The organism is Pseudomonas sp. ICMP 460 (assembly GCF_002723595.1).
GTDB classification, from domain to species: Bacteria; Pseudomonadota; Gammaproteobacteria; order Pseudomonadales; family Pseudomonadaceae; genus Aquipseudomonas; species Aquipseudomonas kitaguniensis.
Window position 1 is genome coordinate 351,005 of sequence record NZ_LKBR01000001.1, and the last position, 22,538, is coordinate 373,542.

Annotated in this window: 22 protein-coding genes and 1 other RNA gene; 9 read left to right on the forward strand and 14 right to left on the reverse strand. The window is 59.6% G+C overall.

The features are described from left to right. Window positions 1–6: 6 nt before the first annotated feature. Genes AO240_RS01655 through AO240_RS01670 form a run of 4 tightly spaced genes read right to left on the reverse strand, consistent with a single transcriptional unit; the run spans window position 7 to window position 3,569 of the window. Window positions 7–492, reverse strand: a complete 486-nt coding sequence (locus AO240_RS01655) for a DUF4442 domain-containing protein (protein ID WP_099234910.1) — start codon at window positions 490–492, stop codon at window positions 7–9. Continuing rightward, window positions 485–1,672 (reverse strand): 2-octaprenyl-6-methoxyphenyl hydroxylase, encoded by a 1,188-nt coding sequence (gene ubiH / locus AO240_RS01660; protein WP_099234911.1) that lies wholly within the window; start codon window positions 1,670–1,672, stop codon window positions 485–487. Before ubiH ends, AO240_RS01655 begins: the two co-directional genes overlap by 8 nt. Next, window positions 1,669–2,991, reverse strand: coding sequence for a Xaa-Pro aminopeptidase (pepP, locus tag AO240_RS01665; RefSeq protein WP_099234912.1), 1,323 nt, complete (start codon window positions 2,989–2,991; stop codon window positions 1,669–1,671). The genes ubiH and pepP overlap by 4 nt, the downstream gene beginning before the upstream one ends. 20 nt (window positions 2,992–3,011) lie before the next feature. Beyond that, on the reverse strand, window positions 3,012–3,569 hold the full coding sequence (locus tag AO240_RS01670; RefSeq protein ID WP_099234913.1) for a YecA family protein: 558 nt from the start codon (window positions 3,567–3,569) through the stop codon (window positions 3,012–3,014). A 138-nt stretch (window positions 3,570–3,707) separates the two neighbouring features. Here AO240_RS01670 and AO240_RS01675 point away from each other — a divergent pair, with 138 nt between their 5' ends. From AO240_RS01675 to AO240_RS01690, 4 genes are all read left to right on the forward strand, one after another. Beyond that, window positions 3,708–3,917, forward strand: a complete 210-nt coding sequence (locus AO240_RS01675) for a TIGR02449 family protein (protein WP_058413757.1) — start codon at window positions 3,708–3,710, stop codon at window positions 3,915–3,917. Beyond that, entirely contained in the window at window positions 3,914–4,231 is a 318-nt protein-coding gene (locus AO240_RS01680) for a cell division protein ZapA (protein WP_029289530.1), read from the forward strand. Before AO240_RS01675 ends, AO240_RS01680 begins: the two co-directional genes overlap by 4 nt. 30 nt (window positions 4,232–4,261) lie before the next feature. Further along, window positions 4,262–4,440, forward strand: a non-coding RNA gene (gene ssrS, locus AO240_RS01685) — 6S RNA. A gap of 58 nt (window positions 4,441–4,498) precedes the next feature. Then, entirely contained in the window at window positions 4,499–5,128 is a 630-nt protein-coding gene (locus tag AO240_RS01690) for a 5-formyltetrahydrofolate cyclo-ligase (RefSeq protein ID WP_099234914.1), read from the forward strand. Between the two features lie 7 nt (window positions 5,129–5,135). Here the strand turns inward: AO240_RS01690 and AO240_RS28580 are convergent, their stop codons facing one another. After that, window positions 5,136–5,285: a hypothetical protein gene (locus AO240_RS28580; protein ID WP_099234915.1), complete on the reverse strand. Its 150-nt coding sequence runs from the start codon at window positions 5,283–5,285 to the stop codon at window positions 5,136–5,138. Between the two features lie 194 nt (window positions 5,286–5,479). On the opposite strand from AO240_RS28580, the gene AO240_RS01700 reads away from it, so the two are divergent. Both AO240_RS01700 and AO240_RS01705 read left to right on the forward strand, forming a co-directional pair. After that, window positions 5,480–5,932 (forward strand): EVE domain-containing protein, encoded by a 453-nt coding sequence (locus AO240_RS01700; protein WP_099234916.1) that lies wholly within the window; start codon window positions 5,480–5,482, stop codon window positions 5,930–5,932. Window positions 5,933–6,054: 122 nt separating this feature from the next. After that, window positions 6,055–8,049, forward strand: coding sequence for an acyltransferase family protein (locus tag AO240_RS01705; RefSeq protein WP_099234917.1), 1,995 nt, complete (start codon window positions 6,055–6,057; stop codon window positions 8,047–8,049). Here AO240_RS01705 and AO240_RS01710 read toward each other — a convergent pair. Then, complete coding sequence (locus tag AO240_RS01710; protein WP_099234918.1) at window positions 8,039–8,446, reverse strand: flagellar basal body-associated protein FliL; 408 nt, start codon at window positions 8,444–8,446, stop codon at window positions 8,039–8,041. The two genes, AO240_RS01705 and AO240_RS01710, sit on opposite strands and share 11 nt — an antisense overlap. 150 nt (window positions 8,447–8,596) lie before the next feature. Here AO240_RS01710 and AO240_RS01715 point away from each other — a divergent pair, with 150 nt between their 5' ends. Next, window positions 8,597–9,574: an NADPH:quinone oxidoreductase family protein gene (locus tag AO240_RS01715; protein ID WP_058413762.1), complete on the forward strand. Its 978-nt coding sequence runs from the start codon at window positions 8,597–8,599 to the stop codon at window positions 9,572–9,574. 219 nt (window positions 9,575–9,793) lie between these two features. Next, entirely contained in the window at window positions 9,794–11,131 is a 1,338-nt protein-coding gene (gene glpT, locus AO240_RS01720; protein ID WP_058413763.1) for a glycerol-3-phosphate transporter, read from the forward strand. Here the strand turns inward: glpT and AO240_RS01725 are convergent. Then, a complete protein-coding gene (locus tag AO240_RS01725; RefSeq protein WP_058413764.1) occupies window positions 11,128–11,781 on the reverse strand; it encodes a gamma-glutamylcyclotransferase in 654 nt (217 codons plus the stop codon). The genes glpT and AO240_RS01725 overlap by 4 nt on opposite strands. A gap of 27 nt (window positions 11,782–11,808) precedes the next feature. Beyond that, window positions 11,809–14,196, reverse strand: a complete 2,388-nt coding sequence (locus AO240_RS01730; RefSeq protein WP_099234919.1) for a TonB-dependent siderophore receptor — start codon at window positions 14,194–14,196, stop codon at window positions 11,809–11,811. Window positions 14,197–14,495: 299 nt separating this feature from the next. Here AO240_RS01730 and AO240_RS01735 point away from each other — a divergent pair, with 299 nt between their 5' ends. After that, entirely contained in the window at window positions 14,496–14,972 is a 477-nt protein-coding gene (locus AO240_RS01735; protein ID WP_099234920.1) for a sn-glycerol-3-phosphate transporter, read from the forward strand. Between the two features lie 36 nt (window positions 14,973–15,008). On the opposite strand, the gene AO240_RS01740 is transcribed toward AO240_RS01735, so the two are convergent. From AO240_RS01740 to AO240_RS01765, 6 genes are all read right to left on the reverse strand, one after another. Continuing rightward, window positions 15,009–15,977: a CDP-6-deoxy-delta-3,4-glucoseen reductase gene (locus AO240_RS01740; RefSeq protein ID WP_099234921.1), complete on the reverse strand. Its 969-nt coding sequence runs from the start codon at window positions 15,975–15,977 to the stop codon at window positions 15,009–15,011. Next, window positions 15,977–17,443: a 4-hydroxy-3-polyprenylbenzoate decarboxylase gene (gene ubiD, locus AO240_RS01745; protein ID WP_058413768.1), complete on the reverse strand. Its 1,467-nt coding sequence runs from the start codon at window positions 17,441–17,443 to the stop codon at window positions 15,977–15,979. The genes AO240_RS01740 and ubiD overlap by 1 nt, the downstream gene beginning before the upstream one ends. A 59-nt stretch (window positions 17,444–17,502) precedes the next feature. After that, complete coding sequence (locus AO240_RS01750) at window positions 17,503–19,485, reverse strand: acyltransferase family protein (protein ID WP_099234922.1); 1,983 nt, start codon at window positions 19,483–19,485, stop codon at window positions 17,503–17,505. Between the two features lie 155 nt (window positions 19,486–19,640). Beyond that, window positions 19,641–20,900 carry a transcription termination factor Rho gene (gene rho, locus AO240_RS01755; protein WP_058413770.1) on the reverse strand — a complete coding sequence of 420 codons (1,260 nt, stop codon included), beginning with the start codon at window positions 20,898–20,900 and terminating at the stop codon, window positions 19,641–19,643. Between the two features lie 235 nt (window positions 20,901–21,135). Further along, the gene (gene trxA, locus AO240_RS01760; protein WP_058413771.1) at window positions 21,136–21,465 is read right to left on the reverse strand and encodes a thioredoxin TrxA; all 330 of its coding nucleotides are present in this window, start codon (window positions 21,463–21,465) and stop codon (window positions 21,136–21,138) included. A gap of 120 nt (window positions 21,466–21,585) precedes the next feature. Then, window positions 21,586–22,281 (reverse strand): FadR/GntR family transcriptional regulator, encoded by a 696-nt coding sequence (locus AO240_RS01765; protein WP_099234923.1) that lies wholly within the window; start codon window positions 22,279–22,281, stop codon window positions 21,586–21,588. Window positions 22,282–22,538 lie beyond the last annotated feature (257 nt).

Sequence of the window (22,538 nt, forward strand, 5' to 3'; positions counted from 1 at the left end):
CATGCTTTAAGCCTGTCTCGCTGGCGGCTTGCGCCGCACGTAAAGGGTTTTGTCGACTCGCGCCACCAGGGTGCCGCAGCCGTCATGAATCTGCACTGTAAGGTGGGGCAAGAACTTTTCGCCCCCTTCAGTGTGCCGACGAACCTCGTGCAGCAAGGCTTCGTCGATTGAAAATTCGGCGTACACCGGGCCTTTGCCCGGCGAGATAAAGTCGATGCTTGCGGCCTTGTCCCACACGATGTAATCGCGGCCAAGGTTCTCCATCAGCATCAGCATGTAGAACGGGTCGACCATTGAATACAGGCTGCCGCCAAACTGTGTGCCAACGTAATTGCGGTTGTACCAGCCCAGGCCCATGCGCACTTTGACGTGACGAAAATCCGCGCTCATGTGCTGCACGCTGACCCCGGCGCCCAAATACGGCGGGTACAAGGTCATGATCCAGCGCAACAGCCGCGCCTTGCCGAACCGCTTGATCAGCCAGTTACGCATCCGGGCGCGTGCCCAGGCCCATGGCCTGACGGGCGAACCAGCGTTTGGCCGGCGGCAACACATCCAGGCCCAGCAAGCCCATGTTACGGCCCAGCGCGACCAACGGTTGAGCGCTGCCAAACAAACGCGTGACTTGATCAGAGAAACCCACGGTGAGGTTCTGGTCCTGGCGCTGGCGCTCGCGATAGCGCTGCAAGGTCGCCAAATCACCCGGCACCGCCGGCCCGGCCAGCAACGCCTCAGCCAATGCATTCGCGTCGCGCAGAGACAAGTTGAAACCCTGCCCGGCAATCGGGTGCAGGCTGTGCGCGGCATTGCCGAGAACAGCCAAATGCGAGCGTACTTGCTCTTCGGCCTCAACCAACGTCAGCGGGTACAAATGGCGAGCCCCCACCTGTTTCAAGGTGCCCAGGCGGTAGCCGAACACACCCTGCAATTCGCTCAAGAAACTGCGTTCATCAAGGCTGGCCAGGCGCTGCGCGTCCATGCCGATGCGGGTCCAGACCAGCGCGCAGCGGTTGTCCGGCAGCGGCAGCAAAGCCATCGGCCCGTCATCGGTGAAACGCTCGAACGCCTCGCCGTTATGCGCTTCGCTTGGGGTGATATTGGCGATCAGCGCGCTCTGGTTGTAGGGGCGGGTTTTTACGCCGATGCCCAATTGCTCGCGCAAGCCCGAGCGGCCGCCGTCGGCCAGCACCGCAAGGTCGCATTCCAGCACGGTTTCATCGTTGAGGGTCAGGCGATAGCCATCCGGCAGCGGCTCCATGCGCGTGACTTCCGCCGGGCAGCGCCAACTGACCACGTCTTTGTCCAACCCTTGCCACAGGCATTGGCCCAGCCAGGCGTTCTCCACCACATAACCGAGCGCGGGCACGCCCTCTTCGAGGGCGGACAGGCGCGCGGTAGAGAAACGCCCACGGTCCGACACGTGAATCTGTTTGATCGGCTCGGCACGACGGGAAATCTCCGGCCACACGCCCAACCGCTGGTAAATCTGCCGCGCGCCGAAAGACAGCGCAGAAGAACGCGCATCGTAGCTCGGCTGGTAAGTGTCACCGGGCGCGAACGGCTCGATCAGCACGATGCTCCAGCCACGTGCCTTCGCGCCCGCCTGCAACGCCAACGCCAGGCTGGCGCCGACCAGGCCGCCGCCGATGATCGCCAGGTTGACCCGGCTCATCGCGCAGCCGCCATCAGCGCTTCAATGTCGTCGACGGTTTTGGGCACGCCACCGGTCAGAATTTCACAGCCTTGCCTGGTCACCACCACGTCGTCCTCGATACGTACGCCAATACCACGCCATTTCTTCGCCACGCTCTGGTTGTCCGGCGAAATATAGATGCCTGGCTCCACGGTCAGTGCCATGCCGACTTCCAGTACGCGCCATTCGCCGCCCACCCGGTAATCGCCCACATCGTGCACATCCATTCCCAGCCAGTGGCCAGCGCGGTGCATGTAGAACGCACGGTAGGCTTCGCTGGCGATCAGCGCGTCAACGTCACCCTGCAACAACCCCAGTTTTACCAGCCCGGCGGTGATCACTTGCACGGTCGCCTCGTGGGCCTGGTTCCAATGTTTGTTCGGCGCGATCTCGGCGAAGGCGGCTTCCTGCGAGGCCAGCACAATTTCATAGATGGCCTTTTGTTCCGGCGAAAATTTACCGTTAACCGGCCAGGTCCGCGTGATGTCGCTGGCGTAGCAGTCGATCTCGCAACCGGCGTCGATCAGCACCAGGTCGCCGTCCTTGAGCACGGCGTCATTCTGCTGGTAATGCAGGATGCAGCTGTTGCGCCCGGCCGCGACGATAGAGCCATAGGCGGGCATCTTGGCGCCGCCCTTGCGGAATTCGTAATCCAGCTCGGCTTCGAGGCTGAACTCGTGCAAACCGGCGTGGCTGGCTTGCATCGCCCGCACATGCGCGGCGCAGGAAATTCGCGCAGCTTCGCGCATCACCTTCACTTCTGCCGCCGATTTATACAGGCGCATGTCGTGGAGCAGATGATCCAGGGCAACGAATTCGTTCGGCGGCTGCGCGCCGAGGTGCGCTTTGGAGCGGATAACGTTGATCCACTCCATCACGTGCCGGTCGAATTCGGCGTTGCTGCCCATGGCCGAATACACCCGGTCACGACCTTCGATCAGGCCGGGCAGGATGTCGTCGATATCGGTGATGGGGAACGCATCGTCGGCGCCAAAGTCACGCACAGCGCCTTCGGTGCCGGCGCGCAGACCGTCCCACAATTCGCGTTCGGCATTGCGTTCACGGCAAAACAGCACGTACTCACCGTGCAGGCGACCAGGCATCAGCACGATCACCGCTTCAGGTTCAGGGAACCCGCTCAGGTACTGAAAATCGCTGTCCTGGCGGTAAACGTGCTCGACATCACGATTGCGAATGGCCACGGCGGCGGCCGGCAGGATCGCGATGCTGTTGGGTTCCATCTGCGCCATGAGCGCCTTGCGGCGACGGGTGTATTCCGCTCTTGGGATATGAATCATGGGCAGTTGGCTTTCCTTTTTTAGTGCAGCGACGGCTTGGCTGCGGTTGGCTCAGCGGCCTTTTTGGTCTCGGTGAACAGCAACAACGGCGCGACGCGCAGGTATTCCATCACTTCCATATAGTCGCCTTCGCCGTCTTCCGATTCTTCCAGGGCATCCTGCACCTGGGAAATGGCGGCCAAGTCTTGCAACACTTCCTTGGCGTCAGTGCTCAGCTCCAGGCCGCCGGCGTTCACGCCAAAGCCGTGGAGGAAACCCTGGCACCATTGGCCCAGCGCTGCGGCGCGCTCAGTGAGCGGCGCATCGTCGGTCGGCAACAGCAAGACCACGGTGACGTCATCACCGGTCAGCTCGCCCTTGACCATTTCTTGCAGGCCGATCAACGCATTACGCACGTTCTCGGTCGGCTCGGTCTCCAGCAGTTCGGCGACGTCAGCCAGCCAGTTGTCGGCGTCAAAGCCGACGCCGGTGCAACTGCGGCCCAACAACACGCCGTGCAGTTCGGCAGGCGAGCAAGAATGGCCACTGGTGCTCAGCAGTTTGGAAAAAGCATCGTACGGGGAGTTCTGAATAGGCATGGTGAGCTAGGCGCCAGACGGCGCAATGTCTAGAATGAAGCGCTGTATCCTAGCACCGGCATACGTACCAAGACTATCAAGGGCGTCAGATCGTTTATCCTGCAGTCGCCATTCATCAGACAAATCCAGTGGAACCCAATGGAAGACACCGACCTGCAAGCGCTGATGGCCAGACTCGAATTGCTAATTACCCGGGTCGAGCAACTAAAGGGCCAAAACGGACTCCTATTAGCTCAGGAAAAGACCTGGCGCGAGGAACGCGCTCACCTCATTGAAAAAAACGAAATCGCCCGGCGTAAGGTCGAATCGATGATTTCGCGCCTGAAGGCCCTGGAGCAAGACTCATGAGTTCAAGCAATAGCGTAACCGTGCAGATCCTCGACAAAGAATATTCGATCATTTGCCCACAGGAAGAGCGCAGCAACCTGGTGAGTGCTGCCCGCTACCTGGACGGCAAGATGCGTGAAATCCGCAGCAGCGGCAAAGTCATCGGCGCCGACCGTATCGCCGTGATGGCCGCCCTCAACATTACCCACGATTTGCTGCATAAGCAGGAACGGCCTGACGTGCAGGCCAGCGGTTCGACGCGTGAGCAAGTGCGTGACCTGCTGGAGCGCGTGGATCTGGTGCTGTCTACCGATCAAGAGCCACCCAAGGGCTGATTGCCGCGCACGTTTAAGGTATACTCGCCTCACTCCCTGGCGTGTTTGCCAGTCGGCGATGTCCCGGAGCCGATTCGCACTACCCTGGAAGTTGCACGTTGGGCTGGTGTGCATGTCCGCTAGACGGAAAGCCTTAAAGCCTACTGCATCTTCCACCTTGAACTTTCGGGTTCAAGGGCTTAGTCGACAGCGACTCTGTCGGGGAGCCTGAATTTCCAAACTCAATGCCAGTCTCAGGACTGGCATTGTTTTATGAGCCGAAAAGCCATGACCGAACCTGCGCCGCTTTCTCGTCCGCAACTTCGACGCATGTTGCGCAAAGCCCGCCGCGCCCTCACACCGAGTGAACAGCGCCAGGCCGCCCAAGGCTTGTATCGCCAGCTGGCACAGCACCCGCTGTTTCGCCGCGCCAAACATATTGCTTTATACCTGCCGACGGACGGCGAAATCGATCCGAGCCTGCTGCTGCGCGCTGCTCAGCGCCGGGGCAAGGCGACGTATCTGCCGGTGCTGAGTGCCTGGCCGCGAACCAAGATGGTTTTCCAGCGTGTGCGGCCTGGGGATACGTTGCTGCCCAACCGCTTTCGCATTCTTGAGCCTCGCATTAATGCCCATCGCCAGCGTCACGTGTGGGCACTGAACCTGGTGCTGTTGCCGCTGGTGGGCTTTGATGATGTGGGCGGTCGCCTGGGTATGGGCGGCGGCTTTTATGATCGCAGCCTGGCCTACCTTGCCCGGCGCAAAAACTGGCGTGCGCCGACGCTGCTGGGGCTGGCCCACGAATGTCAGAAAGTCGAACGCTTGGCACAGGCGAGTTGGGACGTGCCGCTGGCAGGCACCGTTACCGATAAGCAGTGGTATATCGCAGAAACGCCGCTGGAATCAGCGACGCCTTGAAGTCGTGTTAACGCTTGAACAGTTGTGGCTGCTGCTGAGCCAGCTCAATCGGCGCATCGGTCTTGTTCGACCACAAGCTCTGGGCATAACCGGTGGTCACGACGCCCAGACCAAACAAAATAACCAAAATCCATAGTAAATCCGGCTTACGTTGCATCGATTGCCCCCCTGCAGGCACCTCGTACACGATGACAACAACGTTCCAAAGTAGTCCGTTGCAGCTGCGTCAAGCTTAAAAGCGGGCATTCTGCGGTAACGTGAACCAACACGCAAACCTTGACGCCAACCGACTGTCGGTTTGTCATGCAATTACCCCGCAACTTCCCCACTGCCTTTTTCAGGAGCCCAAAAATGGCCTATTGGTTGATGAAATCCGAGCCCGATGAACTCTCGATAAAAGGCCTGCACACACTTGGCGAAGCACGCTGGGACGGGGTGCGCAACTACCAGGCGCGCAATTTTCTTCGGGCCATGGCAGTGGGCGATGAGTTTTTCTTCTACCACTCCAGCTGCCCCGAGCCTGGCATTGCCGGCATCGGCAAAATCACCCAGGCGGCCTACCCGGACCCCACCGCGCTGGAGCCGCAAAGCCACTATTTCGACGCCAAGGCCAGCGCCGAAAAAAATCCGTGGAGCGCAATCCACGTCGCGCACCTACAGACCTTTCCCGCAGTGCTGGGCTTGGGCTATCTGAAACAGCAGGCCGCTCTCGCCGAGCTGCCATTGGTGCAAAAAGGCAGCAGGCTTTCGGTGATGCCGGTCACTGCCGAACAGTGGGCCGCCATCCTTCAATTACTTGATTGATCAGCACACGCTCGATGCGCAGATAACGAAACACGCCGACTCAAACCTGTCCGAACGGCCAGTCGCCGCTCACCGCAGGTTGGGGCAGAATCACTGCCCCGCCCATCAGCAAGGAAGGTCGCGTGTCTACTCCCACTTACAGACCCGCTATCGATGGGCTGCGCGCCATTGCCGTGCTCAGCGTGATCATCTTCCATCTGAATTTTGCAGACTGGCTGCCCGGTGGTTTTACCGGCGTGGATATGTTCTTCGTGATTTCCGGGTACGTGATCAGCCAATCACTCTGGCAGCGTCGTGACCTGACCTTCGGCCGTTACCTGGCAGACTTCTACCGGCGCCGCCTGCTGCGCATCATGCCCGCGTTGCTGAGCGTGCTCTGTGTCAGTTTTGTGCTTTCGGCGATGTTCATGCCGCAGTTCTGGCTCAGCGAGATGATCAACAGCACCGGCCTCGCGGCATTTTTTGGCCTGAGCAATTTTGTGCTCGCATGGAACACCGACACCTACTTTTCACCCAGCGCTGAACTCAACCCCTATCTGCACACCTGGTCACTGGGCGTTGAAGAACAGTTCTACGTGATCTTCCCTGCCCTGTTCTTTGTGTGGCTGCGTTATCGGCACGCGGCATGCGCCTGGGCGGTGCTGCCGCTGATGGCGATTACCTCGCTGAGCGTCGGCGCTTATCAGGTAAATGCCGAGCCTCTGTCGGCGTTTTATCTGCTGCCTGGGCGCTTCTGGGAGTTGGCCGCCGGTGCAATCCTGTTTCAACTGATCGGTACGCGCGATGTGACGCCGCGCCTCAACCGCCTGGCACCGGCCATGCTGGCTGGCGGCCTCGGCCTGGCGGTCGCCGGTTTCTTGCTCGCCAGCCCCAACCAGTTCCCTTTTCCGTGGGCAATGCTCACCGCAGCAGGCTCGCTGTTGATGATCGCCGGGATCGTGCTGCAGGCCGACAGCGCCCCGTGCATGCTGCAACGCCTGCTGCAACACCCGCTGGCAACCTACATTGGCCGGCTGTCCTATTCGCTGTACCTGTGGCACTGGCCGGTTGCAGTGTTCCTGCGGTGGACCACCGGGCTGGAGCTGCTGGCCGTACAACTGCTCTACCCCGTGCTGGTGTTCGCGCTCGCGGCGGTGTCCTACCACTGGATAGAAACGCCGGTGCGCAGCGGCAAGTCGGCTGTGCAACGCACTGCATGGCTCACCTTTGCGAGCGGTTTGGGCGTTACAGGCCTGATGTGGCTGGGCGCGCAGTGGGTGTCAAACAACGCATCAACCCTGTCACTCAGCCAGACCCGCGACAGTTACACCTGGTATGCCTATCAACACTATCCCCAGGAAGCTTTCGAGACCCTCGACGACCCGCGCCTAGAGGGACGGCAGCTGTTTGTCATCGGCGATTCGCACACTGCCGCATACCGCACCTTGCTGAAACTGGTCTCGCTCAAACTGGGCGTCACGGTGGTGGAATACGAACAAGGCGGCTGCGCGCTCGTCAGCCTGATCGGCGCTGACCCCGCGCATTGCGCCGCTTCACGCGACGCCCAACTCAAGGCAATCGAGGCGCTTGCCAAGCCGGGTGACGTGGTATTTTTGGCCTCGCTGCGCATGCCGGAACTCGACGGGCGCGAGTGGCAGAACGGTGAAGCGGCGATGATCGACGAGGCACTGGGTGAGTTGACTGCCGAAAACCTCGAAGCGGCGCGAATATCCGCTGATGCGTTGTTAAGCCGCTTGCAGGGGGCACAGCTCAACATCTTGATTGACGCCCCCAAACCATTGTTCAAGTCAGCGCCCAACCGCTGCTCGGACTGGTTCAACCGGATGAACCCAATCTGCGAGCCGGGCATGACAATGGCGCGTGACCAGCTTGAACGGCTACGCGCGCCGCAGATGCAACTGCTGCAAAACTTGCAGGCGGATTACTCGGCCTTGCACGTCTGGGACCCGTTGCCGCTGCTGTGCCCCGGCCCGACCTGCTCGGCCTATGACGAACATGCCAAGCCCCTGTTTTTTGACTCCAACCACCTCAGCGGCCATGGCAACCGCGTGCTTGAGCCCGCCTTCAGCGCAGCCTTGCTGAAAATCTGGAGCGTGACGCCGCCCGTTACTGAATGATCAGGTTATTGAACAACAGGTCTTCGACCATCGGTTTACCGGTCTCGTCGTTCATCACTTGTTGCGTTTGCTTCAGGGCTTCCTGGCGCAGCTTTTCTTTGCCTTCAACCGTGCTCATGGCCTCGTTGGTCTGCTGGGTAAACAGGGCCACCAATTGGTTACGGATCAGCGCGTCGTTGGCTTTGACCGCGGCGGCGGCTTCAGTGCCGGTCACGCGCAGGGCAATGTCGGCCTTGAATACCTTGAGTTTGGCCGTGCCGTCCAGGCCGTAGTTACCCACGAACGGCGGGGTCAGGCTGATATAACTGACCTTGGGGGCTTCGCCTTCTTTCGCTTCTTCGGCCTGGGATGCCATCGGCAAAGTCAGGGCGAGCATCAACAGGATCCACGCTTTCACAGTTCATTCCTCGAATTCGGTTGCCGGGTAGCATAACGCTAGCAAGGCTGAGTACAAGCTTATGGCGACCTATCAGGCCCGGGCATGCTCGTTGACCCACGGGCGCACCCACCTACACTTATCGGCCACGATGCCAAAAGGAATAGTCCGATGAAAGCTGTGCTGTGCAAAGCCTTCGGCCCCGCCGAAACCCTGGTGCTCGATGAGATCGCGAACCCTGCGATCAAGAAGAACGAGGTCCTGCTGGACGTGCACGCAGCGGGGGTGAATTTCCCGGACACCTTGATCATCGAGGGCAAATACCAGTTCAAGCCGCCCTTCCCTTTTTCACCGGGTGGCGAAGCGGCCGGCGTGGTCACCGAAGTGGGCGAAAAAGTCAGCCACCTGAAAGTCGGTGACCGCGTGATGGCCTTGACTGGCTGGGGCAGCTTTGCCGAGCAGGTCGCGGTGCCGGGCTACAACGTACTGCCGATACCGCCGAGCATGGATTTCAACACCGCCGCCGCCTTCAGCATGACCTACGGCACCTCGATGCACGCCCTCAAACAACGCGCCAACCTGCAACCCGGCGAAACTTTGCTGGTACTCGGCGCCTCCGGCGGCGTGGGCCTGGCGGCGGTGGAAATCGGCAAAGCCATGGGCGCCCGGGTGATCGCCGCCGCCAGCAGTGCGGATAAACTCGCCGTGGCCAAGGCTGCGGGCGCGGACGAGTTGATCAACTACAGCGAAGCCAGCCTTAAAGACGAACTAAAACGCCTGACCGATGGCAACGGTGTCGACGTGATCTACGACCCGGTGGGCGGCGATCTGTTTGACCAAGCCATTCGCGGCATTGCCTGGAACGGCCGCCTGTTGGTAGTCGGTTTTGCCAGCGGGCGCATCCCGGAACTGCCGGTGAACCTGGCGTTGCTCAAGGGCGCAGCCGTGGTCGGGGTGTTCTGGGGTTCGTTCGCCCAACGCCAGCCGCAAGACAATGCGGCGAACTTCCAGCAATTGTTCACGTGGTACGCCGAAGGCAAGCTCAAGCCGCTGGTGTCGAAAGTCTATCCACTCGAACAGGCCGCCCAGGCGATCAATGACCTGGGGCAGCGCAAGGCGGTGGGTAAAGTGGTGGTTCAAGTCCGCTAACTGACCGAAATGCAATCAATGTGGGAGGGGGCTTGCTCCCGATAGCGGTGCTTCAGTCAACAGAAATGTTAGCTGAGTCACTGCCATCGGGAGCAAGCCCCCTCCCACATTTGCATCTTTATAGCGCTGAAAAATTCAATAACGACAATGATGCTATATTCGGTAACGAAACTGTAACATTCGCATCCGCAGTTAAAACAAGAAATTTGGAGCTCTTGAATGTTTGCTTTCTTTCGTCCTGCCGCACACCAGGCGCCCCTGCCTGAAGAAAAAATAGACAGCACGTATCGACGACTGCGGTGGCAGATCTTCGCCGGTATTTTCTTCGGTTACGCCGGCTACTACTTGCTGCGCAAAAACTTCTCGCTGGCCATGCCTTACTTGATTGACGAGGGCTACACCCGCGGCCAGCTGGGCTTGGCGATGTCGGCGATTGCGATTGCCTACGGCCTGTCCAAGTTCCTGATGGGCCTGGTGTCCGACCGCTCGAACCCGCGTTACTTCCTGCCTTTTGGCCTGCTGGTGTCGGCGGGCGTAATGTTCATTTTCGGTTTCGCACCTTGGGCAACGTCCAGCGTGACCATGATGTTCATTTTGCTGTTCATCAACGGCTGGGCCCAAGGCATGGGCTGGCCACCCAGCGGCCGGACCATGGTGCACTGGTGGTCGCAGAAAGAACGCGGCGGCGTGGTGTCGGTATGGAACGTGGCGCATAACGTCGGCGGCGGCCTGATCGGCCCGCTGTTCTTGCTCGGCATGGCGTGGTTCAACGACTGGCATGCAGCGTTTTACGTACCGGCGACCGTGGCCCTGGCCGTGGCGGCGTTTGCCTTCATCACCATGCGCGACACGCCGCAGTCGGTCGGCCTGCCACCGATTGAGCAATACAAAAACGATTACCCGGAAGGCTACGACGCCAGCCACGAAGACGAATTCAGCGCCAAGGAAATCTTCGTCAAGTACGTGCTGCGCAACAAAATGCTCTGGTACATCGCCTTCGCTAACGTGTTTGTCTACCTGCTGCGCTACGGCGTGTTGGACTGGGCACCGACGTACCTCAAGGAAGCCAAGCACTTCGACGTGGATAAAACCTCGTGGGCGTACTTCTTCTATGAGTGGGCAGGTATTCCGGGCACGCTGCTGTGCGGCTGGATGTCGGACAAGATCTTCCGTGGCAATCGTGGGCTGACCGGCATTGTATTCATGGCACTGGTCACCGTGGCGACCCTGGTTTACTGGCTCAACCCGCCAGGCAACCCGATGGTCGACATGATTGCGCTGTTCTCCATCGGCTTCCTGATCTACGGCCCGGTGATGCTCATCGGCCTGCAGGCGCTGGAGTTGGCACCGAAAAAAGCCGCTGGCACCGCGGCGGGCTTCACCGGTTTGTTCGGCTACTTGGGTGGCTCGGTAGCGGCCAGTGCGGCCATGGGCTACACCGTTGACCATTTCGGCTGGGACGGTGGTTTTGTCCTGCTGATAGGTGCGTGCTTGTTGGCGATCGCATTCCTGATCCCAACGCTGTGGCACACCAACAGTGTCAGCACAGCGCGTTAATCGCCTGAGCAATCCTTTGCACAACGCTTGAGCCGCGCCTCCAGGTTTTTATCTGGCATGGCGTGGCTACGCAGGGCGTTAACGGTCTGCTCGACATAATCGCGAGTGGTGCCGTAACGCCCGCAAGCGCTTTGCAGCACGTGATTGAGCACGATGTCGGGCAAGTTGCCAGCATAGCTGGGCAAGTGCCGCTCCAACACAAACCCCAGCGCCTGAACCTGGCTGCCATCTTCCAAGCGGCAGGTCAGCCAGTGCGGCCGGTAGGAAGGGTATGGCATCTCGCGCTGCCACAAGGCGTAAAGTGAGGCTTCCAACTGGTCTTCCGGCAAGCGGTAGGCAAACCCGCTGCAGGAACCGCCACGGTCCAGCCCGAACACCAACCCCGGCAACTCCGGCGTACCCCGATGCTCATGCGACCACAGGTACAAGCCCCGGTGGTAACCATGAACCCGCGCACGCACGCGCTCGGTCGACGAACATTCAGGCCGCCAGATCAACGACCCGTAGGCGAATAGCCAGACCGGCCCACCCTTATGCCGGGCCATCGTGGCCTGCATCGAGCTCATCAGCTGTTCGTGAGTGAGTTGCGGCCCAAGATCGAGCCGCGGAGGGTAAGCCAATTGCAAAAGATCGGTTTCAATGGCGGTCATGGCGAAAAGCGGTGCGCCTCCTGTGTGTTACCAGTTGTAAGCAACTTTACCGTAATAAAACGCGCCGCTGTAACCGTACGGCGAAAAAGTGCTATAGGCCAAATTGCCGCCACTGCTGGCGTAGGCATTGACCTTCTCCGGGTATTTGTCGGTGACGTTGTCGCCGCCCACGGTGAACGTCCAGTTCTTCAGCGTGTAGTCCGCCGACAGGTCCAGCACCCAAGCTGCCTTGAAGGTCTGGTCGTTGACCTTGTCTGCCTGGTAGCTGGTGAACTCACCATAACGCACCAGGTTGCTGTGCAGTGCCCAACGGCCATAGGTGAAATCGTTACCCAGGCTGAGCTTGTGCTGCGGCGTGGTGTCGCCGAGTAAACCGATACGCTCGCGGCGGTCCACCCGCACCAGGTTGGCGCCCAAACTGTCCAGAATGGCCGGGTTGGCTTTCACGTCCGTCACTTTGGTGTGGTTGTAGTTATACCCTACCGTGCTGTTCCAACGAATGCCGTTATCGAACTGATAACGATAGTTGGCCACCAAGTCGACGCCATCGGTGCTGGTATCAGTGGCGTTGGTGAAGTAGCGCGCGCTGGTGTAGTTGATGTTGCCGACCCCATTGGCTTGCAGGTAAGCCACGGTCGCCGGGTTCAGATTAAGGTTGGAGGACAGGCTGATACGGTCGCGAATGTCGATGCGATAAACGTCGAGCGTTACGGTCAGGTCATCTGCAGGTTCCAGCACCAGGCCGAGGCTGTAGTTACGTGACTTTTCGGCTTTCAGGTCTTCGGCGCCGAGCAATCTTGCCACTTGGCTGTCGGCCGGAAAGGTGCCCGCCTCCTGAACGGTGCTGCCGATCAACTGCGACGAGGTGTAGGCGAAATTCTGCTGGGCCAGGGATGGCGCGCGAAAGCCGTTGGAAATGCTGCCACGCAACGCCACTTGCGGGGTGAAGTCATACCGCGCCGACAGCGAGCCGCTGACGTTGGAGCCAAAATCACTGTAATCCTCATGCCGCACGGCAGCTGAGGCGCTGAGCTTTTCGGTAAAGTTGGTTTCCAGGTCCAGGTACTGCGCCCAGTTATGCCGCGAGCTGCTGCCGGCGTCGGCATCACGGAAACCACCGAGGCCCGAGCTGCCGGTCTGGTAATAGGACGCAGGCTCGCCCGCTTCGATCTCATAGCCCTGATGCAGGTATTCGCCACCAAAGGCCACCGACACCGGGTAGGGCAAAAAGCCCACGTCGAATTCACGTGAGAGGTCCAGGCTGACTTGCTTCTGATCGTTGCTCAGGGTGCCATTGTCGAACTTGCGCGGCGTCGCCAGGCCGAGTGAGGTGTTGATGGTTTCGGTGCTTAATTCGTACTGGTTTTTGCCGTAGTTGGCCGACAGGTCATAGTGCCAGTCGTAGGCCAGCAAGCCGCGCAGGCCCACCACCAATGAGGTGTCTTCAAGGTTGCCCTTGATCAGCGGCAGGTAACCATTGGGGTTGAGCGCTGCAATGTTGTTGGACGCATTGCTGGCCCGGTAGAACGCTGCGGTTTCGCCACGTCGCTTGCTGTAGCCACCGAACGTGTAGAACTCCAGCCCGTCACTGAAGGAATACTCGGAGTTGAACTGCAACTTGCCTTCATTGGTAGCCGGTTCACCCTGGCGGAACACGCGCTGGCCATAGGTGGTGGAACCTGCGCTGGCCGGGCGAAAATCATCGCCGGCGCGGTTGGTGTAGTCGTTGTCGGCACCTTCGGCGGAAAGGTTGATAAAACCGTTGTCACCCAGCGCCAGGCCAGTATTGCCGCTGACATTGCGTTGAATACCATCGCCCTTTTTGTACTCGCCGAATTTGCTCGAGATCGAACCGCCATGGTCGTCGTGCTTGAGGATCACGTTGATTACCCCGGCAATCGCGTCAGAACCATAGCGCGCCGACGCACCGTCACGCAGCACTTCAACGTGGTCGACCGCCGACAACGGAATTGCATTCAAGTCCGCCGGTGCCGAGCCACGGCCCACGGCCCCGCCGAGGTTGACGAAGGCACTGGTGTGGCGACGTTTACCGTTGACCAGCACCAACACCTGATCCGGCGACAGGCCGCGCAACTGCGCAGGGCGCACCAGCTCGGCGCCGTCCACCAGGCTTGGACGCGGGAAGTTGATCGACGGAATCAAGCGCGCCAGCACCGCTCCCAGCTCATCGGAGCCGGTGCTGCGCAAGGTTTCGCCGGAAATCACATCAATCGGCGAAAGCGAAGCACTGGCGGTGCGCTCTTGGGCGCGCGTACCGGTGACGATCACGGTGTCGAGTTTTGGCACATCGGCAGTGGCTGTTTCGGCCGCCAAGGCTGGATTAAATCCCACAGCGGTCAGCAAATTAGCCGACAAAATCGCTGTGTACAGCGCGTGTTTGTTGTAGCTCCCCATACCGCTCCCACTCCTTTAAAACCCAGGAATCAAACCTCAGAACCTGCTGTTCCGAGTGCTTACGATCGATCCGTCTGGCGGGCGGTGGCGGTCAGTTATTGGTGATTGATGAAAGGCGGTAGTCCGTTGCCTTATAGCTTAATGCGATTTTTCCTACATAAGTAATACCTTAATTGCATAAGCATAGGCGACCAAACCTTCAGCGCAGGTTCAGGCCCCGCAGGACGTTAGCCGCCAAACTGCAGAAGTTTCGCGACCAGACACTAGCCGCCTATTCAAACGACTATCGAGGTCGAACCATGAACTACGTTTATTCCGGCTTGCTGCTTATGGCACAAGCGGCAACCGCCCTGGCCTCTGAAGCGGCCACCGAAGACAACAAGGGCTTCTGGTACGCCCAGACGAGCCTCTACACCCAGCACTTTTCACCGAACCCCAAGCACAACAACAACCAGGATTTGATCAACCTGGAGCGCAACGAAGCATCCGGGCTGGTGTATGGCGGGGCGACCTTTCGCAACTCGTTCAGCCAGCGCTCATATTATGTTTACGCGGGTAAACGCTACGACCTTGGCGACTCGCCGTTCTACATAAAGGTGACCGCAGGCGCGCTTCAGGGGTATCGCGGCAAGTACCGCGACAAGATCCCGCTCAACCGCTTTGGCGTGGCACCGGCGATCATCCCCTCGGTGGGCGTGAATTTCGGCCCGGTGGCCAGCGAGTTGGTGTTGCTGGGCTTTAATGCGGCGATGCTGACGGCGGGGGCGCGTTTCTGACAACGCTGCCTATCCGTGTAGGCGCCGGCTTTCACATCAAGGGCGCGGCGCGTAGGCGAACACATCAGCACGCATCTGGTGCGCGTCCATGCCGGCATCAACCAGCGCATCCAGCGTGCCGTAAATCATCGCAGGCGAGCCACTTGCGTAAACGTGCACACCCTTGAGATCGGGAATATCTTCACACACCGCTTCATGCAGCAGCCCGCAGCGCCCTTGCCAACCACACACGTCGCTGACCACTTTGTGCAGGAACAAATTCGGTAGTTGCAGCCACTGATCCCAGTGCTCGATCTGGTAAAAATCCTCCGGCCGCCGCACGCCCCAGTATAAATGCACCGGGTGCTTGAAACCGGAAGCGCGGCAATGCTCTATCAAGCTGTGCATCTGCGCCATGCCGGTACCCGCGGCGATCAACACCAGCGGCCCGTCGGGTAGCTCGGCAAGGTGCGTGTCGCCAAAAGGCAATTCGATGCGCGCCATCTGATTACGCTGCAACTGCTCAAGCAGGTTGCGCGCGCTGTCTTCCCGCACCAGCACATGCAACTCCAGCTCACGCCCGGAATGCGGCGCCGACGCCAGCGAGAACGCCGACTTCTCGCCATTTTCGCGCTCGATCATCAAGTATTGCCCAGCGTGGTAACGCAGCGCTTTACCGGCCGGGGCAAGCAGGCGCACGCGCCACACATCACCACCGACCTCCACACATTCACTCAATTGGCACGACAACTTGCGCAACGGCAACTCTCCCGGCGCCAGCACGCCATCCCATAACACAATGCAATCTTCCAGCGGCTCGGCGATGCAGGTGTAAAACTCGCCGTGGTCGAGCACCTCACCGGCTTGCAGCACACGGCCCTCAACCAGCAACGCCGCACACACATGGCACACGCCATTGCGACACGCCTGAGGGCACTCGTAGCCCAGACGGCGCGCGCCTTCGAGGATTCGCTCGCCAGGGATCAGTTCCAGTACCGCGCCGGAAGGTTGCAGGGTTACTCGCATCAATCTATTCCCAATTCTTTCCACATAGCATCGACACGAGCAGTCACAGCCTCATCCTTGACGATCACCCGGCCCCACTCGCGGGTGGTTTCACCCGGCCATTTGTGGGTGGCATCCAGGCCCATCTTAGAACCGAGGCCCGACACCGGCGAGGCGAAGTCGAGGTAGTCGATCGGCGTGTTGTCGATCATCACCGTGTCGCGCTTGGGGTCCATGCGCGTGGTGATGGCCCAGATCACGTCGTTCCAGTCGCGAGCATTGATGTCGTCGTCGGTGACGATAACGAATTTGGTGTACATGAACTGTCGCAAAAACGACCACACACCGAGCATTACCCGTTTGGCGTGGCCTGGATAGGACTTCTTCATGGTCACAATGGCCATGCGGTACGAGCAGCCTTCAGGCGGCAAGTAGAAGTCGGTGATCTCAGGGAACTGCTTTTGCAGGATCGGCACAAACACTTCGTTCAGCGCCACACCCAGAATAGCCGGTTCATCCGGTGGCCGGCCGGTGTAGGTGCTGTGGTAGATCGGCTTGATCCGGTGGGTAATGCGCTCGACCGTGAACACCGGGAAGCTGTCGACTTCGTTGTAGTAGCCGGTGTGGTCGCCGTAAGGGCCTTCATCGGCCATCTCGCCCGGGTGAATCACGCCTTCGAGGATGATCTCCGCACTGGCCGGCACTTGCAGGTCGTTGCCGCGGCACTTCACCAGTTCGGTGCGGTTACCGCGCAACAGACCGGCGAAGGCATATTCAGACAGGCTGTCGGGCACCGGCGTGACGGCGCCAAGGATGGTCGCCGGGTCAGCGCCCAGGGCGACGGAAACCGGGAAAGGCTTGCCGGGATGTTTTTCGCACCACTCACGGAAGTCGAGTGCGCCGCCACGGTGGCTCAGCCAACGCATGATCACTTTATTGCGGCCGATCACTTGCTGACGGTAGATACCCAGGTTCTGGCGATCCTTGTTCGGGCCTTTGGTCACAGTAAGGCCCCACGTGATCAGCGGGCCGACGTCGCCGGGCCAGCAGGTCTGCACGGGCAGCATGCCGAGGTCGACATCATCACCCTCGATCACCACTTCCTGGCACACCGCGTCCTTGACCACCTTGGGCGCCATGGCAATGATCTTGCGAAAGATCGGCAGCTTCGACCAGGCATCCTTCAGACCCTTGGGTGGCTCGGGCTCCTTGAGGAAGGCCAGCAGCTTGCCGATCTCGCGCAGCTCACTGACCGACTCGGCGCCCATGCCAAAGGCCACGCGGTCGGGCGTACCGAACAGGTTGCCGAGCACCGGAATATCAAAGCCGGTCGGGTTTTCGAACAGCAGTGCCGGGCCCTTGCTGCGCAGGGTACGGTCACAAATCTCAGTCATTTCCAGCACCGGCGAAACCGGTACCTGGATACGTTTCAACTCTCCGCGCTGCTCAAGTTGCTGCACGAAATCCCGAAGATCCTTGAATTTCATTAACCATGCCACCCGTAAAATAGGCCTACATCCTACCTGCTCTGAAGGCGGCTGGCAGCTTAATTGGCGGTCAGCCCGCGTGATTGCAGCGAATTGAACAGGGGCTCCAGAAACGCCTCAATATGCCGCGCCCCCACGTCCGAAAGATGGTTATCGTCGGTGTACAGCGCGCGGCCGTTGAGCTCCACCCGGCACAGGCCATCGGCGCCACACAGCAGGGGCGCCGGGTCCAGCACGCTAACGCCACTGTCGGCCGCGGCCAGTTCGTCGAACAGTTGGGTGATAAAGCGCTGGCGCTTCTGATGTTCCGCCACCGGCAGCCCTTCACCGTCGACCGGCCGGTGCATCATGGCCAGGCGACTGAGGCGGTACGGCACGATGATTTCCTGCAACGGTACTTCCTTGACCAGCCACACGTGATGCCCGGCGGCGCGCAACCCTTTGATGCGTTCGCGCAGGCCTTCGGCGAAGCGCTGCTCGGCGATGGCACGCACGTACTGGCCGGTGCCGGGGTCTTTTAGCGCATGCTCTTTGTCCCCCGACATTTGCCCATACAGGTACAGGCTCCAGCGCGCCACCAGCACCACATCAGTGAACGACTGCTCGGCCATGGCCTTCTCGACGCGCTGGTTGAAACGTGCACAACGGGCGATGTTCTCCAGACCATCAAGCGGCACACAACCGGCAAAACTGGTCTGGGCCAAGCTGATACCGTGCCGTTTGGCACCTTCTTCGAGCGCCGGAACCAGCGCCGTGGCATGGCTGTCGCCCCAGACCAGCGCAGACGTCGAGCGGTTTTTGGGGCCGAAGTGGCAGAATAGCCGATCGTCCGGGGTATCTTTGTCGGCCATGCAGGCCATCAGTTCCGGGCTCCATGTCTTCGCCTGCGCGTAACGCAGGGCCTGCTCGGACAAGCGCCAAGGCACTCCCTTAGCCTCGCGCACTGCCAGGCCGGTAAAACCCAGACACAGGATGCCGGCTGCGGCGGCCGCCAGGATCGCCTTGCGCCCGGCCAACAGGCGTTTTTCGCGAAACGGCGCTTCTACAAATCGCCACGAAAGATAGCCCAGCACCAGGCTCAGCAGCATCAGCCCGGCCAGCTCAAGTGCGCTCAAACCGTCCACCGCGGCGTAGTTGGCGTACACAAACACCGGCCAGTGCCACAGGTACCAGGAATACGAAATAAGCCCCAAGCCGACCATCACCCGCGAACTCAACAAACGCCCGACCGCCGTGTGCTGTTGCCCATTCGCCCAGATCAACCCGACCACGCCCAACACCGGCAGCAAAGCGGCCGCGCCAGGGAACGGGGTGTGTCGGTCGAAACCGAATATAGCTATCAGGATCAACGCCATGGACACCAGGCTGACCCCTTGCGCCAGGGCCGGCGAGGCGCGCCATTCACGCAACGGCATTACCGCCAGCATTGCCCCGGCCAGCAATTCCCAGGCCCTTAAGTGCAGCAGAAAGAAGGCTTTCTGCGGCTGATGCGTAACCGCCCAGACGCTCATGCCGAAAGACACCAGCAGCACGCCGAACAACGCCAGACGCCAGTGTTTCAGGCGGCTTGAAAGCACTGCCAGCAGCAGTGGAAAGAGAATATAGAACTGCTCCTCCACCGCCAGCGACCAGGTGTGCAGCAAGGGTTTAATGTCGGAAGCTGAATCGAAATAACCGTGCTGGCGCGCAAACAGCAGGTTGGAGGTGAATGTCACCTGGTAATGCGCCGACCGCCCCAACGCCTCGTAGTCCTTGGGCGCCAGCAGAAACCAACCCACCACCAGTGTGGCCGCCATCATCACAAACAGGGCTGGCAAGATACGCCGGGCACGCCGCGCCCAGAAATCGACGAAGCTGAAACGACCGACCTGGCGTTCGCGCCAGATGATCGAGGTGATCAGGTAGCCGGAAATCACAAAAAACACGTCTACGCCGACAAAGCCGCCAGTGAAGCCCGGTACTCCAAAGTGAAACAGCACAACAGCCAGGACAGCAATGGCGCGCAGGCCGTCAATGTCTCTTCGGTAAGCAAAAGTGGTCATAGATTTAAGGTCAGGCAGATACGAATGGAGATGAGCGTAGCGTCACTCAAATTTTTTGTTTCATAACTGACACTTTGTCGCTACAAACCTCCCTTTTTTTATACAAAAAAAATGGCGCCCCACGGGGCGCCATTTTTCGGACCTGAAACGTCGTATTACTTACGCTTCATCGACAAGAAGAACTCGTCGTTGGTCTTGGTGGTTTTCAACTTGTCGATCAAGAACTCGATGGCCGCAACTTCGTCCATCGGGTGCAGCAGCTTGCGCAAAATCCACATGCGCTGCAGTTCGTCGTCGGCGGTCAGCAACTCTTCGCGGCGGGTGCCGGAACGGTTGATGTTGATCGCAGGGAACACGCGTTTTTCAGCGATGCGACGGTCCAGGGGCAGTTCCATGTTGCCGGTACCCTTGAACTCTTCGTAGATCACTTCGTCCATCTTCGAGCCGGTTTCAACCAGCGCGGTGGCGATAATGGTCAGCGAGCCGCCTTCTTCGATGTTGCGCGCGGCGCCGAAGAAACGCTTTGGTTTCTCCAGGGCGTGGGCATCAACACCACCGGTGAGTACCTTGCCGGAGCTCGGGATCACGGTGTTGTAGGCACGCGCCAGACGGGTGATGGAGTCGAGCAGGATAACCACGTCTTTCTTGTGCTCGACCAGGCGCTTGGCCTTCTCGATGACCATTTCGGCAACCTGCACGTGGCGGGTTGGCGGCTCATCGAACGTCGAGGCAACCACTTCGCCGCGCACGGTGCGCTGCATTTCGGTTACTTCTTCCGGACGCTCATCGATCAGCAACACGATCAAGTGAACTTCAGGATTGTTACGCGCGATGTTCGCTGCGATGTTCTGCAGCATGATGGTCTTACCGGCTTTCGGCGGTGCGACGATCAGGCCGCGCTGGCCTTTACCGATCGGGGCACACAGGTCGATGACACGGCCGGTCAAGTCTTCGGTGGAACCGTTACCGGCTTCCATCTTCATCCGAATGGTCGGGAACAGCGGGGTCAGGTTCTCGAAGAGAATCTTGTTTTTCGCGTTCTCGGGACGGTCAAAGTTGATCGTGTCGACCTTGAGCAGGGCGAAATAACGCTCGCCTTCCTTCGGGGGACGGATCTTGCCAACGATGGTGTCACCAGTGCGCAAGTTGAAGCGACGGATCTGGCTCGGCGAGACGTAGATGTCGTCTGGGCCGGCAAGATAGGAAGCGTCAGCAGAGCGGAGGAAGCCGAAGCCGTCCTGGAGAATCTCCAGCACGCCATCACCGGAGATTTCCTCACCGCTTTTTGCGTGCTTTTTGAGCAGGGAGAAAATCACATCCTGCTTGCGCGAACGGGCCATATTTTCTATGCCCATCTCTTCGGCCAATTGGAGCAGGTCGGTAATCGGCTTTTGCTTGAGTTCAGTCAGATTCATATAGGAATGACGTAATCATTTATGGAGGGGGGGAAATTAAGCTTTTGGCTTAATGAGGCCGCGCCGCAGAGAAGGCGACAGGATCGCGTACTAATCAAAAAGGAATGCGTCGGCGACGGCTTGCAGGGGGCAGTGGAGAAACCAGTGCGGGGCCGAATGTACCACCTGAATTTCGGAGCGTCTAGCCCTGTTTCACGAAAAAGCCCCGCTATTTGCGGGGCTTTTTTGACGACGCTTAGATGTTGGCGTCGAGGAAAGCTTGCAGTTGGGACTTCGACAGCGCGCCGACTTTAGTCGCCGCAACTTCGCCGCCCTTGAACAGCATCAGGGTCGGAATACCACGCACGCCGTGCTTGGCCGGGGTTTCCTGATTGTCGTCGATGTTCAATTTGGCAATGGTCAACTTGCCTTCATAGGTGGTCGCAATGTCGTCCAGAACAGGGGCGATCATTTTGCAAGGGCCACACCATTCAGCCCAGTAGTCAACCAGCACCGGGCCTTGAGCCTTGAGTACTTCGGCCTCAAAGGTCGCGTCGGTGACGTGCTTGATAAGATCGTTGCTCATGGATGTCTCCGGATTGTAAGCAAAAAAAACGTGGCCCATCATAGCCGCCCTTCCCCCGTTCAGGAAGCCGCCACTGATTGAGTCTTGCTATGGTGATGAATGAGTTTGGGTATACCCCACTCACGGCGCAACCGGCGTGACGAAGGCAATGCCGGTGCGCAAGGCCGCATTGCGTACATGTTCCTGCATGGTTTTCTGCGCCGCCGCACTGGCGCGACGGGCCAGCGCACGCAGGATCCTGCGGTGCTCCTGCCAGGTTTCCATGGCCCTCTCCGGCCGGATGAACGGTAGTTTCTGACTCTCCAGAAACACCTCGGCACTGGCACTCAGAATGCTCACCATCGCCCGGTTGCCGCTGGCCAGCAAGATCCGTTGATGGAATTCGAAGTCGAGCCGGCCGGCCGCTTCAAAGTCGCCGGCCTTAAGCACCTTGCGCATCGCCTCGACATTGTCTTGCAGGCTGTCCAGCTCATCGAGGGTCAATGTCACAGCCGCCAGGCCCGCTGCAAACCCCTCAAGGGCATAGCGCAACTGGAAAATATCCAACGGCGTAGCCTGGGCTGCGAAGGGCCACGCAAACCCCGGTGCTTCTTGCACCTCCTGCACGAACACGCCTTTACCCGGCTGTACGTTGACCACGCCCAAGGCACTCAAGGATGACAACGCCTCGCGCAACGACGCCCGGCTGACGCCTAACTGCACCGCCAGGTCGCGCTGGGACGGCAGCGCATCGCCCGCTGCGAAGCCCTGTTCCTTGATCAGTTTACGGATGGCCTGCAGGGCCGCTTCCGGTACGGCTTGGGCGATGGAATTCATAAAAAACTCGTAGTTCCAGACAACTGAGCGGCTAGTTGTAAAGCTATTCCGGAACCTAGGCAAGCCACGCCCCAAAGGGGTTCGCGGGGTTTTATCGGCGCTCGAAAAAGGTGCGAAAAGCCGGCGAACTGTTCAGACCAGTAAGACCGCCGAACCTCAACGAATTCCGGCCTTGCAGACGATTCAGCCAGTGATGGCATGCGCTGTGCAATCACGCCATGAGCAGATACAAAAAATTCCTTCGCCCTTCGGAGAGT

What these genes read in the sequence shown, in the direction of transcription:
- ubiD (WP_058413768.1), bottom strand. Translation starts at nt 17,443, where the DNA reads ATGAAATTCAAGGATCTTCGGGATTTCGTGCAGCAACTTGAGCAGCGC.
- AO240_RS01675 (WP_058413757.1), top strand. Translation starts at nt 3,708, where the DNA reads ATGGAAGACACCGACCTGCAAGCGCTGATGGCCAGACTCGAATTGCTA.
- AO240_RS01670 (WP_099234913.1), bottom strand. Translation starts at nt 3,569, where the DNA reads ATGCCTATTCAGAACTCCCCGTACGATGCTTTTTCCAAACTGCTGAGC.
- trxA (WP_058413771.1), bottom strand. Translation starts at nt 21,465, where the DNA reads ATGAGCAACGATCTTATCAAGCACGTCACCGACGCGACCTTTGAGGCC.
- AO240_RS01740 (WP_099234921.1), bottom strand. Translation starts at nt 15,977, where the DNA reads ATGCGAGTAACCCTGCAACCTTCCGGCGCGGTACTGGAACTGATCCCT.
- AO240_RS01680 (WP_029289530.1), top strand. Translation starts at nt 3,914, where the DNA reads ATGAGTTCAAGCAATAGCGTAACCGTGCAGATCCTCGACAAAGAATAT.
- ubiH (WP_099234911.1), bottom strand. Translation starts at nt 1,672, where the DNA reads ATGAGCCGGGTCAACCTGGCGATCATCGGCGGCGGCCTGGTCGGCGCC.
- AO240_RS01690 (WP_099234914.1), top strand. Translation starts at nt 4,499, where the DNA reads ATGACCGAACCTGCGCCGCTTTCTCGTCCGCAACTTCGACGCATGTTG.
- AO240_RS01725 (WP_058413764.1), bottom strand. Translation starts at nt 11,781, where the DNA reads ATGACCGCCATTGAAACCGATCTTTTGCAATTGGCTTACCCTCCGCGG.
- AO240_RS01700 (WP_099234916.1), top strand. Translation starts at nt 5,480, where the DNA reads ATGGCCTATTGGTTGATGAAATCCGAGCCCGATGAACTCTCGATAAAA.
- AO240_RS01765 (WP_099234923.1), bottom strand. Translation starts at nt 22,281, where the DNA reads ATGAATTCCATCGCCCAAGCCGTACCGGAAGCGGCCCTGCAGGCCATC.
- AO240_RS01655 (WP_099234910.1), bottom strand. Translation starts at nt 492, where the DNA reads ATGCGTAACTGGCTGATCAAGCGGTTCGGCAAGGCGCGGCTGTTGCGC.
- AO240_RS01730 (WP_099234919.1), bottom strand. Translation starts at nt 14,196, where the DNA reads ATGGGGAGCTACAACAAACACGCGCTGTACACAGCGATTTTGTCGGCT.
- glpT (WP_058413763.1), top strand. Translation starts at nt 9,794, where the DNA reads ATGTTTGCTTTCTTTCGTCCTGCCGCACACCAGGCGCCCCTGCCTGAA.
- AO240_RS01750 (WP_099234922.1), bottom strand. Translation starts at nt 19,485, where the DNA reads ATGACCACTTTTGCTTACCGAAGAGACATTGACGGCCTGCGCGCCATT.
- rho (WP_058413770.1), bottom strand. Translation starts at nt 20,900, where the DNA reads ATGAATCTGACTGAACTCAAGCAAAAGCCGATTACCGACCTGCTCCAA.
- AO240_RS01715 (WP_058413762.1), top strand. Translation starts at nt 8,597, where the DNA reads ATGAAAGCTGTGCTGTGCAAAGCCTTCGGCCCCGCCGAAACCCTGGTG.
- pepP (WP_099234912.1), bottom strand. Translation starts at nt 2,991, where the DNA reads ATGATTCATATCCCAAGAGCGGAATACACCCGTCGCCGCAAGGCGCTC.
- AO240_RS01735 (WP_099234920.1), top strand. Translation starts at nt 14,496, where the DNA reads ATGAACTACGTTTATTCCGGCTTGCTGCTTATGGCACAAGCGGCAACC.
- AO240_RS28580 (WP_099234915.1), bottom strand. Translation starts at nt 5,285, where the DNA reads ATGCAACGTAAGCCGGATTTACTATGGATTTTGGTTATTTTGTTTGGT.